Annotated in this window: 8 protein-coding genes; 2 read left to right on the top strand and 6 right to left on the bottom strand. The window is 46.1% G+C overall.

Annotation, left to right across the window (positions count from 1 at the left end):
• Positions 1-206: 206 nt before the first annotated feature.
• The 3 genes from creD to DWW52_RS06725 form a co-directional block, all read right to left on the bottom strand.
• Complete coding sequence (gene creD / locus DWW52_RS06735) at positions 207-1,598, bottom strand: cell envelope integrity protein CreD (RefSeq protein WP_118714697.1); 1,392 nt, start codon at positions 1,596-1,598, stop codon at positions 207-209.
• 68 nt (positions 1,599-1,666) lie between these two features.
• A complete protein-coding gene (locus DWW52_RS06730; protein WP_118714696.1) occupies positions 1,667-1,969 on the bottom strand; it encodes a transcriptional regulator in 303 nt (100 codons plus the stop codon).
• A 20-nt stretch (positions 1,970-1,989) separates the two neighbouring features.
• Positions 1,990-2,631, bottom strand: a complete 642-nt coding sequence (locus DWW52_RS06725; RefSeq protein WP_118714695.1) for a hypothetical protein — start codon at positions 2,629-2,631, stop codon at positions 1,990-1,992.
• Between the two features lie 312 nt (positions 2,632-2,943).
• On the opposite strand from DWW52_RS06725, the gene DWW52_RS06720 reads away from it, so the two are divergent.
• A complete protein-coding gene (locus DWW52_RS06720; RefSeq protein ID WP_118714694.1) occupies positions 2,944-6,054 on the top strand; it encodes a TonB-dependent receptor in 3,111 nt (1,036 codons plus the stop codon).
• 12 nt (positions 6,055-6,066) lie between these two features.
• Entirely contained in the window at positions 6,067-7,827 is a 1,761-nt protein-coding gene (locus DWW52_RS06715; protein ID WP_233556744.1) for a RagB/SusD family nutrient uptake outer membrane protein, read from the top strand.
• A 278-nt stretch (positions 7,828-8,105) separates the two neighbouring features.
• Here the strand turns inward: DWW52_RS06715 and mdh are convergent, their stop codons facing one another.
• The 3 genes from mdh to DWW52_RS06700 form a co-directional block, all read right to left on the bottom strand.
• Positions 8,106-9,041 (bottom strand): malate dehydrogenase, encoded by a 936-nt coding sequence (gene mdh / locus DWW52_RS06710; RefSeq protein ID WP_118714693.1) that lies wholly within the window; start codon positions 9,039-9,041, stop codon positions 8,106-8,108.
• 197 nt (positions 9,042-9,238) lie between these two features.
• Positions 9,239-10,654, bottom strand: coding sequence for an MATE family efflux transporter (locus tag DWW52_RS06705; protein WP_118714692.1), 1,416 nt, complete (start codon positions 10,652-10,654; stop codon positions 9,239-9,241).
• Positions 10,655-10,752: 98 nt separating this feature from the next.
• Positions 10,753-13,479 (bottom strand): PAS domain-containing hybrid sensor histidine kinase/response regulator, encoded by a 2,727-nt coding sequence (locus DWW52_RS06700; RefSeq protein ID WP_118714691.1) that lies wholly within the window; start codon positions 13,477-13,479, stop codon positions 10,753-10,755.
• Positions 13,480-13,554 lie beyond the last annotated feature (75 nt).

Genomic DNA, 13,554 nt, shown 5'->3' with positions numbered 1-13,554 from the left:
GAGGGGTAGTTCGTGAGTGAAGCTCCCTTGCATAGAGGTGGCTTAGTGAGTGTTGACCCCTTCGTGGGGGGGGGAGAGGTGATAACCAAGCGGTTTCCCCTCCTGTGTAAGGAGGGGGTAGGGGTGGTAGTTCAAGATAATAGAACTTCTTCAGCACCTCATTAAATAGAGGGAGAATAGGATTACTATTTCATCTTCAATTGCAATTAGTTATTATACCAGTTTATTTTTTGCGAGAAATACATGATGATAGCCAGGATGACGAATAATCCGATGCTTCCTACCAAAAGGGCGTAAGTTTCCAGTTGAATCAGGAAGAAAATGTAAGCGTACAGGCAGGCCAGGAGTCCACCGATAGTAAAGGCGGTTTTCTTGATTTTCAATATGCCGATCATGTAGAACGTGATAAGCGAGGTGGTCATGAGTGCGGATATGATGTATGCCGGGGTGAAACCGATATGCTCGGACGTGGATACCAACAGCGTGTAGAACAGGCATAATGCCAGTCCGATAAGCAAGTATTGCACGGGGTGGATGTTTTTCTTTTGGAAAATTTCGACAAAGAAACTGACCACGAAAGTAAGGATAATAATAAGAAACGCGTATTTAGCGGATCGCATGGATTTTTGGTATTGATCGACCGGGAACAAGAGGTTTACGCCAAAACTGGATTGCGCGATGGCTTCACTCGCATACCGGAGGCCGGAGTCGAGTATGGTGTAACCGTCTGGCGTGTTTATTTGGCGGTGTGTTCCTTTTATGATTTGAGAGTAATTCCGGTTAAATTCCAATATCTCCCATTGACTTGAAAAACCGTCGTTGGAAACTTCCCGTTCCGAGGGTAAGAAGGCCCCGGTAAAACTGGGAGTTTTGCAATTAGAGGTGAGTTGTATTCGGGTTGTTTTTCCGAGTGGTGCGAACTGCATGGATTCAGAACCTTTTAGTTTGAGTTTCACGATAAAGTGCACGACCGAATCATTTGTTAATAGCTGTTGGGGAGTGATTTTGGTGGATATGCCCGAAGAGACAATACTGTGGGAATCCACGCCGGGAGTGAAGTCTATTTTCTGCCCGTTCCATTCCAGGGTGGCCTGTTCGTTGATCCCGCGTAAGTCACTGAGCCCGATGTTGAGGGTGGTCTGCTCGAATAAAAGATTGTTTATCGGGATATCGTTTCCTATTAAATCTTTGATCGAGAATGTCCCCTTGAGTTCCAGGGTGGAGTTGTATACCACGATTTCATATAATCCTCGTTTTAGCTCTTGGGTGTTAATGTTGCCGGAAATATGGAGGTTTTCGGGCAGGTAATTGATGTAGCCGTTCTGGGTTTCTCCTTTTTCATCCTGATATTTGTAAGGGATGGTTAAGACGGGGCCGACAAGCGTTTGCGAACCGCTCCATTTCTGTTGTACTTCTTTGGCAGCCTCGTTAGCTGTCTGTTCTCTTTCGGAAATCAGCCCTCGGATCATGCTCATGGGAATAAAAGAGAGAGCGATTAAAAATGCGATAAGGATAATTTTGAGAACTAGCGTGTCTTGTTTATTAAGACCTTTCCGGGAATTGTTCTCTTTTTGCGGTGTTGCTGTTTGTTCATTCATGATATCTTGTATTAAGTTGCATTTTAAAAAGAACTTTGTATTTCAAAGTGTAAAGGGTAAAAAAATAATTAGAGATTCTGATTCTTTAAAAATTCTTCGAGGGCATTGAGGTGCTTCGTGAAGGCTTCCCGACCCTTGGGGGTAACGGAGAAGGTCGTGTTCGGGCGACGTCCGATGAATTGTTTCTGGCATTGGATGTACCCGAGTTCTTCAAGGCTCCTGGTGTGGCTGGCAAGATTCCCGTCCGTGAGATCAAGCAAGTTTTTGAGCGTGACGAAGTCTACCGATTCGTTAACGATCAATATCGACATGATTCCCAGTCGCGCCTTGCTTTCAAAAGCCTTGTTTATATTTTCGAGGAATTCTTTCATGGATCGTGAGCTACTTGTTGCTAGTCTTGTTGACGTTCCACTTTATAATAAAAGTATATGCCTGCCACGATGTGAAGCAGTCCGAACCCGATGACCCAGAACAAGAGGGCATGGGTGACCACGAAACTATCAATCAGTCCTAACAGTATTTCAGCATATCCCAGGTAACGAATGTCCGAGTACGTGTACTTGGAGCAATTGACAAGGGATAAGCCGTAGAATATAAGCATGATCGAGGAGGTTAACCCGTAATGTTGGTGCCATATTAAAGAGAAACAAAGAATCCCCCCGGTCAATAACGGGAGAAAGAAATTCCAGAGCAAACGATACACGGATTTGTCTTTGAAGATATTCCTGCTGACCTTTTTCGCTTTGCGGTAACTCATCGTGACAGCCGTGAGGAGCGAAAGGGCTAAAACTCCTAAAGCGATCAGGCAGATTAACGTGAGTTGATAGGAGGTCGCAACGTTTAATAATGGTATGTGGAGGAACGTGTCGGGAAACGTCTGTTTTTCTAGTATGAAGTAAGCCAAACTTGTTCCAATACAGGCGTACAGGCCCACTAGGATAGATGAAATGCCGCTAATAGACAGGAATTTCGTGGATTTTTCCATGAGATTCTTGATGTCGTGCAATGTGTTGAGCGCTTCTTTATTTTCCATAGTCTAAAAGTTCTTTGTGATGCAAAGTTAAAGTCTATTTTTTAATTAATCAATAAAAATGGAAATTATTTTATTTCGTGTTTGTTGTTCTTGCCGGGAAAAGGTCGTGGAGGACTTGTGGAGTGTGGAATTTTGTTGCTTGAAGTGTGTAAAAATTCCACGATTTTCAGAGGCGTGTTTCGGTTAGGGTTAAATTTTGATATTGAAAATCAGTAGGGTATTAAGTGATGTTTGTTTTGGTGTATTTCTTGCGAGCCAAGAGAAAGGCGTGAGTTCTTGCAAGAGAATAATACATTGGTAAATAGTATAAAGATGAATGATTTTGATTTTTCAACAAAGAAGGGAGCTAAAGTGTGCAGGATATTGCTACTTGGCTGCCTATGTCTGGTAGGAAGCGTTTTTAAAAGTGTTGCCGGGGAAGCGGATTCGACACGTGTTGCGGAGTGGAAGATATCCGGTCGGGTGATCGACGAGCAGGGAGAGCCGGTCATTGGAGCCTTGGTTCTTGAAAAAGGTACTACAAATGGTAACGTGACGGATACCTTGGGGAATTACAAGATAACGGTGAAAGCGGGAGCCACTATTCAAGTATCTTTTATCGGTTACGTGACCCGGGAGATTGTTCTGAAGAGAGAGGGGGTACGGAATGTCCGGCTGCAAGTGGAAAACGAGGAGTTGGATGAAGTGGTTGTCGTGGGATATGGTTCCGTGGCCCGGAAGAATTTCACGGGTTCGGTGAGCGTGATCAACACGGCGGAATCCCCGTTGGCTTTGTTGCCGAACACGAATTCAATGGATGCGTTGCGGGGAACAGTGACGGGAATTACCGTGTCCCAACAACAAGGAGCGGGACAAGCCCCGTCCATGCAGGTTCGGGGACAGAAATCGATCAAGGGTACGAGTTCCAATCCCTTGATTGTTATGGATGGCGTGATCTTTATGGGAAGCTTGCGGGATATAGATCCTAATATCATCGAAAGTATGAGCGTGTTGAAGGATGCTACTTCTCTGGCTGCTTACGGTTCTCAGGCCGCGAATGGAGTCGTGATGATCACCACGAAGCAAGGGAAAATGGGAAAACCTGTTCTGAGTTTTAATGCATCCTGGACGTTGTCAGAAATGGCTAATCGTCCCGATTTGTTGAGCCCGGAAGACTATATCAAAAAGATCAATGCTTCTCAGAAGTTGGCTGAAGATGCTGATCCTTCTTCGTGGATGAGTGGTTTCGAGCTGGAGAATTATAAGAACGGAGTGACTACCGATTGGTTGGATTATATCAGTCGTGTCGGGTTGATGCAGAGTTATTCGGCTTCGGTTTCCGGGGCATCAAAAAACCTGAATTATTTTTTATCCGCGTCGCACGTGGATCAGGAGGGCGTGATTATCGGTGACGATTATAAACGGGAAGCCTTGTCACTCCGTTTGCAGAGTGATGTTGCCTCTTGGTTGCAAGTGGGGGCACAAATGAATTACACGTATAATGATTATTCGGGGCCGACGACTTACAATCTGGTACAGGCTTTGCGTCTGACTCCTTACGGTCGGGCCAAGCGTCCGAACGGGGAGTTGGAGAAATACCCTAGGGAACTTGGTGGTGGGTTAACGAATCCCTTGTGGTTGGTGAATAGTGGCACGGTGGATGACCATGATACCTACGCTACAACTTTGATGAAGGGGCATGTGCTGGTGAAATGCCCGTGGTTGAAAGGGTTGAGTTATCGGCTGAATGCGGCTTATTCATGGGAAAATGTAGAGCGGGATTATTTCGAACACGAGGGATATTTCGTGGCCGAAGGAACTTCCGAAGATCGGTATTCCGCGTCTGCCTTGTCCGGGTTTCTGAGTAAGGCGAACGGTTATAGTGCCCGTACGAAGAATACGTATTGGGTGATGGACCATATCGTGAACTTCAACCGGCAGTTCGGTAAGCATTTTATTGATGCAACATATGTGTACACGAGAGATTCCAAATTGTATGACTACCGGAAGATGACGGGAAGTGATTTTTCGGATCAGGGAAATACTGTGTTGGGGGCAGACGGTCTGGTGTACGCGAAGACGCAGAAAATAACGAATATAGATAAGAAAAAGCATAATAATATCGGTTATCTCGGTCGAATCAGCTATAATTATAATGAGACGTATCATTTGAGTGTTTCTGTCCGTCGGGATGGTTCGTCGGTATTTGGCGTGAATTCGAAATGGGGGATATTCCCCGCGGTCGGGGTGGCTTGGACTGTGTCGAACGAACGTTTCATGGAGCGGGTGTCGTTTATTGATTATTTGAAACTGAAAGGATCGTGGGGGAAGAACGGGAACCAGTCGTTGGACCCGTACATGACTTTGTCGCAGATCAAACTGGGGCAGCAGGGAGGTATCGGTTATCCTTTCGGAAACGAATCAACGATCAGTTGGGGACAGCGGTATGATAAATTGGGGAATCCCGATCTGGGGTGGGAGACCACCGAGGCGTTCAATTACGGGTTTGACCTTGGATTGCTCGGTAGCCGGATATATTTGGAGTTCGACGGTTATTTCTCGAAGACGACCGATCAGATATTCGATCGTTTGTTACCCGTGATGAATAACGGGTTGACATCAATGAAAGCAACGATGGGACAGATCAATAACTGGGGACTGGAGGCAACGCTGACCACGCGTAATGTGATGAGACGAGGATGGGATTGGACGACGTCGGTTACTTTTTATATGAACCGGAATAAATTGAAAGATTTGTACGGTGACGGGAAAGATGATATCTCCAACAGTTTGTTTATCGGGAAGTCGTTGGGTGCGATCTACGGGTACAAGTCAATTGGTATCGTGCAGGAAGAGGACACGGAATATATCGAGGCTAATAATGCCGCTCCCGGTGACGTGAAGTTTGCCAATCTGGACGGGAGTACCGATGGAAAGATCACGGCGGATGACCGGACTATACTGGGATATAACAAGGAGAATTTCCGCATGAGTTTAAGTAGTACTTTAAAATATAAAGATTGGGAACTTTATTTCTTGTTTACCGGGGTTTTCGGGGGTAACGGTTACGGGATGAGTCAGAACACGTATGCCTATCAGACAGCCACCGGAACCGTGTGGGACAATAATTTGGATCACGGTTGGTGGACCCCCGAGAACAAGAGTAACAAGTATCCCCGCGTGGATTATGCCGATAGTCGTTTCACCCCGTTACAGAGTTATGGTTTCGTGCGTTTGCAGGATTTAAGTCTTTCGTACACCTTTCATCAGGATTGGTTAAGTCGTTTGGCGATAAGCGGGTTGAAAGTTTTTTTTGCGGCCAAGAATGTATTCACGATAACCAATTGGGTCGGGGGTGATCCGGAAATCAAACAAACTCTGGGAGGAAGTTACGGTTATCCCTTGGCAGCCATGTATTCATTCGGTGTTAACTTGACATTTTAAATTTGTAAAGCGATGATAAAGACTAGAAGATATATTGCGGTGGTTTTTGCCGCCTTGACAATGGGACTTTCCGGGTGTAATGACGATCTTTTTCTGGAAGAGCATCCCGATACGTTTTACACGGCGGAAGACGCTTTCAAAACCGTGGATCAGGTGAAAGCTTGCGTGACGAATATGTATGCTCACGCCCGTTATTGGTTACAGAATGATGTTTTCCTGAAAGGGGCGGGAGCCGATTTGTTTGATACCCCGAATTGGCGTTCAAGCGGTAACGGGTTGTCGAATTTCTCCTCGTGGTCCACGGACAAGAGCGAGGTGAATAAGATTTACGAGGCTTATTACCAGTTGGTGAGTTATGCCAATCAGACGTTGGAGGGAACGGAAGTTAAGGAATTGAACTGGGATAGCGAGAATGACCGGGCGGAAGTCCGGGCTCAGGCGCATTTCTTCCGGGGATTTGCTTACCTGACTTTAGCCGAGGTGTTTGGTGGAGTCCCGTTGGTGACAAAGTTTTATCAGGAACCCCGGTATGATTTTACCCGGATGAGCCGGGAGGAGACTTATCGTTTTGCGATAGAGGATTTGACGAATGCGGCGGATACCCTGCCGGACTATTCGGGTGAGGCCGGGTACGTGGGTAAAGGGGCGGCTTATCATTTTCTGGCCGAGGCTTATCTGGCTTTGGCTACCGAGTTGGGGGATGACAGGGAGTTGTTGCGACAAGCCGTTACGTGCGCGACGAAAGTGACCGAGCTTCATTCTTTGATGATGGAACGGTTTGGTACTAGATCGCAACCGGGAGGCGAAACAGTGAACGGGGTCGAGGCTTATTACCCGGACGGGGATGTGTTTTTTGATCTTTTCCAGCGGGGAAATCTGGATCGTGCGGAAGGGAACACGGAGGCCTTGTGGACGTTGCAGAATGATGTGAACGTGTGGCACGATTTCGGAGGAAATCATTTCTTGCCTTACGCCGGGAGTTTTTCACCCGTGATGAGAGAAATGCGTTGGAAGAGCGAGTATGCGGAAGCCAATGCGGGATACGGGCCTTGGAACACGAATATTGACGAGAAAGTGTATCCCGGTGGTAATCTTTGCGCTTACGTGGGAGGACGGGGAGTATCCTTTAATGCCCCGACCGAGTATATGATCGAGGGTATCTGGGCGGGTGATTTCGCGAATGACATGCGTAATTCCAAAGCGAATATCCGACGGGAATTAGTGTGTATTGATACTAAACATAGCATGTATGGTAAGTTGGTGACGAAGGATATGCTTGATGAGGCGAACATGGATCACTGCTACCCGATCTGGACGAAATTCGCACCCGTGGATGATTGGGGCTACGAGGATTTGGTATTCGGGGGGAATCGCACCAACACGTTCCGGGATGAATACGCTTGCCGTTTGTCCGAGACTTACTTGCTCCGGGCGGAGGCTTATTTCCGGATGGGTGATCCGGGAAATGCGGCAAATGATATTAACCAGTTGCGTAAACGTGCCCAATGTACTCGTCTGGCTACAGAAGGGGATATATCCTTGGCTTTTATTCTTGACGAGCGGGCGAGAGAATTATTCTTGGAGGAGAGAAGGTGGTGTACGTTGCTGCGTATGCAGGGTTCCGTGTTGGAAGATCAGCTGCGGGCTCATGCTTACTATATCGCAGATTACCCGGTGTACACGGGAAAGATCGAGTGGAAATTATTCCCGATCCCGCAGAAAGCGATTGATGCTAATATCGACGCCAAGTTGGAACAGAATCCGGGATGGTAAGTCGTGTTTGTGTGAATGAATCGTGTTCAGGTAGTTTTAAGGCCGTGATCAGGCATTAAAGGCGAGACATAGACAAGATAAAGACAAGACAAAGACGAGTTGACTCGTCTTTGTTCGTGACGAATGTCGCTTGAACATGTGCTGTTTAAACTTATTTCTGTTTGAAAAGGATTGGTTAACTCAAGTTGATGAGGGAGAGGTCCTTTTATAAAAGTAAAAACCGTTCCGGCGCCCCGGAACGGTTTTCTAACAGAATGATCGTGAAGTACTATTGTTAGTTAAAATAAATTCATGTTATCAAGTACGTCCATTACTGATTTTACAGCTTTTGCTGATTGAGCCAGTAATTCTTTTTCGTCCTTGTCAAGTTTAACCTCGATGATTTTCTCGATACCGTTCTTGCCTAAGATTACCGGAACTCCCAGATAGATGTTGTTCATTCCGTATTCTCCGTTCAATAAAGCGCATACCGGGAATACTCTTCTGTGGTTGCATACGATAGCCTCTACCATTTGGGCTGCAGCTGCACCCGGGGCGTACCATGCTGAAGTACCCATTAATTTAACGAGTTCTCCACCTCCCACTTTTGTTCTTTCGATGATAGCGTGTAAAGTTGCCTCGTCAATCAAGTCCGTTACCGGAATACCTGAAACCGTGGTATATCTTGGAAGCGGAACCATCGTGTCTCCGTGTCCACCTAATAATAGAGCTTGGATGTCTTTCGGGGAAACATTCAATGCCTCAGCCAGGAAAGCTCTGTAACGAGCGGTATCCAGGATACCTGCCATACCGAATACACGGCTGGAATCAATCTTGGCGGTCAAGTAAGCGCAGTAGCACATTACGTCGAGCGGGTTGGATACGATGATGATCTTGGCGTTCGGAGAATGTTTGATAATATTTTCGGTTACTGATTTTACAATGCCGGCATTTGTTGCAATTAAGTCATCACGGCTCATACCCGGTTTACGAGGAAGACCGGAAGTGATTACCACAACTTCTGAATTATTGGTAGCTTCGTAATCGTTGGTCACGCCTTTAATGCGGGTGTCATAAAGATTGATCGGGGCGGTTTGCCACATATCCAATGATTTCCCTTCAGCAACACCTTCTTTGATGTCCAGAAGGACAACTTCATTCACGATGTCTTTTTCAGCGATGCAATTAGCGCATGTAGCACCAACGTTTCCTGCTCCTACAACTGTTACTTTCATTTCTGTAATTTTTTTATTGTTATACGTTCCTTTTAAGGCGATTTGTTGCTTTTTTACGCCGTCAAATGTAAGCCTTATTTTTTACATCAACAATCTTTATGCCGAAAAATTACAGAAAAAATTCTGTAATGAATCAATATTATTTTTTCGGGAATGGAAAGAGATTTTTACTGATACTTGTTTTTTGCTTTCAGATTTCAATTAAATTGCTGCCAGAGGCGACTGGCCACGGCATGCATTTTTCCAATGATTCCGACAGGTTTGTATAGCCCGCTTTGAAGACGTTTCTGGAAAGATTGATACCAGATAGCCAGCACGATACCTTTCAGTACGCTGGAAAGGGAGATACTCCACCAGATTCCGTTTAGTCCGAGTGACGGGAAGGTTACCAGGTAATAGGCCAGCGGGATACGTGCCCCCGTGAGGATAATCCCCACGATAGCGGGAGGGGTGGTGCGTCCGCAGCCGTTAAAGGCCCCGGCGGTCACCTGTTCGATAGCCGAGAATATTTGTGAAATAGCGAGAATTTTCAGGTATGCGCTTCCGGCGGTTAGGGTTTGCGGTTCGTTGATGAACACGCTGAAAATCTCTTTGCTGAGGAAGAGGAAGGCTAGACAAGCGATAAGAGCTATACCCCCGGCGAGTTTCAGCGTGTAGTGGTATCCCAGGCGGATACGAGATAGGTTGCGAGCCCCGAAGTTCTGCCCGGTAAAGGCAGCTAGGGCTGTCGAGAATCCGGCTGCCGTCATCCAGGTAATGGCCTCTATCTGTGCCCCCACGCTTTGTACGGCCACTCCGATGTGTCCCCATTGGGCGGCCACGGTTGCCAGTGTTAGCGAGAACATGGCAAATAGGGCGCTTTGCATGCTCACGGGTAAACCGAGCGAGCAGATGTGTTTTACGAAACGAGTCCTTAGACGGGTGATAAAATATAGTTTTCCGATGGATGAATTACGGAAATAAAGGTTCCAAATGAAAATCGTGAATACGACAAGTTGGGAAAACGTGGTGGCGATAGCAGCTCCCGCGCTTCCCATGGCTGGAACGAAACTGTAACCATATATCAGTAACGGGTCGAGGATGATGTTAAACACAAGTCCGGTAGCCACGATCTTTAGGGGCGTTTTGCTGTTGCCCTGTCCGTTGTATAGCCCGCTGTACGTATTGTTGTTGAATGTGAAGAACAGTCCGGGGGTGATCAGACGCATGTACATGACGGCTAATTCCGATATTTTGTCTTCAAGGTGGAATAACCCGACTAGCATGGGGGCGGCCACGAAAATAAAGCAGGCGTATCCCAAAGCGATGATTGATGACAACATGGCAGATTGGTTGGCATACGCCCGGGCTCTTTTCCCGGCACGCGCGCCGAGGGATTGCGAGATCGTGACTTCGGCTCCCACTTTGCTGATAAACGAAAGAGCGTTGCCTAACCACGTGAAAAAGCCTGCAACACCCACGGCAGCCACGCTTTCGCTACCCAGATGCCCCAGCCAGATCATGTCGGTCATGCTATAAGCCATTTGGACGAAAGAGGCGGTAATCAAGGGAATAGCCATGCTCCATATTCCTTGACTGATACTTCCTTGCGTGAGATCGTTTACTTTTGCCATGTTATCATTTTTTAAGCTTGCAAAAATATAAAGGTTTCGTCAATTTGCACGCTCTTTTTGGTATTTTAGAGAACACTCTCCTCTTATTTACATGTTACTTACCATTTCGTGGCGAAGATTTCTAGTAATTCGCTTTTCTTTAAAGGTTTGGTCAGGAATGCGTTACATCCTGCATCAATTGCGCTGATCTTGTCGGTATCGAATGCGTTAGCCGTAAGGGCGATGATCGGGATTGCCGTGTCGAATTCCCGAATTTTACGAGTTGCTTCCAATCCTCCCATGACGGGCATTTTCATGTCCATGAGAACGATGTCGAAATGCTCGTCACGAATTTTGTTGACGGCATCCGCACCGGTTAACACCCGCGTGAGGTCGTAGTTTTTGAGAATATGTTGTACTAATAAATAGTTACTGTCATTATCTTCGGCAAGTAGAATTTTTAGGTCCTTTTCGTTGATCCCATTCAGGGATATTTGTTGTTTCGGGGTTTGTGGTATGGTTGCCGCGATCTCTTCGTGCAGGTGCATTTCGCAGGGAATCCATGCCCAGAAAGTTGACCCGGAGCCGGGAACTGAAGTACATCCGATTTCTCCTCCCGCACCTTCGATGATCGCCTTGGAAATAGCTAGTCCGAGTCCCGTTCCTTGTGCGAATTCATTGAGTTTTTGGAAGCGACCGAATAATCTGTTTTGTAGTTCTTTGGGAATGCCGACTCCGGAATCTTCTACGTATATGCGGATGCCCTCTCTTTCAATAGAATATCCCATTTTTATATATCCTGATTTCGTGCATTTTACCGCGTTGGTAAGGAAATTCATCCATACTTGTTTCAAGCGGTTTCGATCCAAAAATACGCAGCAGTCCGGACCGGAGTTGTCCAATCGGAACTCGATATCCGGGTTGGTGATCTTTTGTAGAATCATGGCATACAGTTCGTTGGCAATTTTTGGCATGTTGAATTTCTCCCGTTTGCGTTCGAGGATACCTGCCTCGATTTTGGAGAGGTCGAGAATATCATTGATCAGGCGTAACAGTAATTCATTATTGGATTGAATGATGCCCAGATACTCGTTCTTCTCGTCCGGGTCATCGCAACTTGCCATAAGTTCTGAGAAACCGACAATCGCGTTCAACGGGGTACGAATTTCGTGGCTCATATTGGCCAGAAAGGCTGATTTAAGCTTGTCGGAAAGTTCCGCTTTCTCTTTTAACTCTTTCAGTTCACGGGTGACATTTTCCCATTCCGTGTTGTTGTATTTGATTCCGGTATACCGGATAACACGTCCTTTTTTGTTTCTTTCGACCTGGATACCGGTAACCAGCCATGTTTGCCAGTCTTTATCCCATTTGGTCTTGGAACGGTATTTGAAGTTGAAATCTTTATCGGTACCCTCGATCATGTGATTCAGATTCTTGTGGATACAATCTAGGTCATCGGGGTGAGCCGTGTTCAGGTATTCTTCGGGAGTGATGTTTTTTTCCGGATCGAAATCATTTACCGGGTCATTGAATGCCCGAAACAGTCTGTTTGGTGCGTCAAAATCCCAGTAGGACATCCCGACTGTTTTGAACGTGAGTTGCATTTTGTAATTTCTTTCCTCAAGTTCCTCGTTCAACTTGTGAAGTTTGGAGATATTTTGCCTGAATCCTGTGAATCGTATGATATTTCCCTCTTCGTCCCTCTCGAAAGGAACGCCGATGATATTATTGTATTGCCATGAATCATCGTGTTTCGTTTGCAAGCGACAGGTGAAGTCAATCGTGATATCGCTCCCCGATAGCATAGATTGTATGGCATCGTAAGAGGCGGAACGGTCTTCGGGATGTATGGTGTTCATGTATTCTTCGACGGTCACGAGTTTGTCACTGACGTAATCGTTGATCGGGTCATTGTAGGCTTTGAATTTTTGAGTCCGCACGTCAAAATCCCAGTGGACGATGTTGCTGACCCGCATGGCCAGTTCTCGTTTTGCGATCAAGTCCTGTGCTTCTTTTGCCATCTGGATTTTTTTCGTCACGTCCAGTTCTGTTCCGATGATCAATAATTTTCCCAGATGTTCGGAAGATAAGCGCATCCTGCTCTCGTAGTAACGGTACTGTTGCTCTTGTTCGTTATAGTAACGAATCGTGATTTGACCCAGTTGGATTTCTTTATCGACTAATTGTGAGAACTGTTGTTGCAAGGGAGTACGGTCTTGCGGGTGTACGTTTTCCAGTAAGGTTTCTAGTGTCATGGGGGCTTTCACGATCGGGGTGCCATACAACGGACTGAGTTCTTTTTTATGTACATCATATACCCAGGAAGACATGTTGGAGGCATCCATGGCCATTTCCAGATTTTTCTTGCTTTCTTCCGTGCGAAATTCCGTTTCTTTCATGTTCGTCACGTCATTGGCAAGCAATATGTGCCCGATCAAGGTTCCCTTCTTGTTGCGTATGGCAACGATCTGGACTCCGTAAATCATGGTGTTCTGGTTGTGAGTAGTGAAGTATGCCTTGCTGTTTATTTTGTCGAAATCGTATTCAAATTCCAAGGCAATTTCCTCCCCTCGCTGTATTTTCCCCAATAATTCTGCATTAACGTAGGGACTGTTGTAGAGATTTACATGGTTTATCACCGAATTCCGGTCATCAACCCCGTACATGCGCAAGGCGTGATCGTTTATCGCACGCAGGACTCCTTTCGAGTCATAGATTTCTATCCCTATCGGTAAGTGCGCGTATATACTTTCCGTGAACAGGTATTGTTTATCTATTAGTTGGGATATTTCCTCCTCGGGCGATAAATTGTCGTCCTCGTGGGTAATTGCTTCACTTTCATTCATTTGTCCCTTTGTTTTGTCTGCATGCGATATGCTGGCATGTTCATACACTTCTTGTATTGGCAAAAATAGGACAAA

Source organism: Odoribacter sp. AF15-53, assembly GCF_003479425.1.
Classification (GTDB): Bacteria; Bacteroidota; Bacteroidia; order Bacteroidales; family Marinifilaceae; genus Butyricimonas.
Note: the sequence above shows the minus strand (reverse complement) of the source record. Positions and strands in the feature narration are given on the sequence as shown.

Excerpts from the sequence above, each read along its gene's own strand:
- DWW52_RS06725 (WP_118714695.1), bottom strand. The coding sequence starts at position 2,631 with ATGGAAAATAAAGAAGCGCTCAACACATTGCACGACATCAAGAATCTC.
- mdh (WP_118714693.1), bottom strand. The coding sequence starts at position 9,041 with ATGAAAGTAACAGTTGTAGGAGCAGGAAACGTTGGTGCTACATGCGCT.
- DWW52_RS06730 (WP_118714696.1), bottom strand. The coding sequence starts at position 1,969 with ATGAAAGAATTCCTCGAAAATATAAACAAGGCTTTTGAAAGCAAGGCG.
- DWW52_RS06715 (WP_233556744.1), top strand. The coding sequence starts at position 6,067 with ATGATAAAGACTAGAAGATATATTGCGGTGGTTTTTGCCGCCTTGACA.
- DWW52_RS06720 (WP_118714694.1), top strand. The coding sequence starts at position 2,944 with ATGAATGATTTTGATTTTTCAACAAAGAAGGGAGCTAAAGTGTGCAGG.
- creD (WP_118714697.1), bottom strand. The coding sequence starts at position 1,598 with ATGAATGAACAAACAGCAACACCGCAAAAAGAGAACAATTCCCGGAAA.
- DWW52_RS06705 (WP_118714692.1), bottom strand. The coding sequence starts at position 10,654 with ATGGCAAAAGTAAACGATCTCACGCAAGGAAGTATCAGTCAAGGAATA.
- DWW52_RS06700 (WP_118714691.1), bottom strand. The coding sequence starts at position 13,479 with ATGAATGAAAGTGAAGCAATTACCCACGAGGACGACAATTTATCGCCC.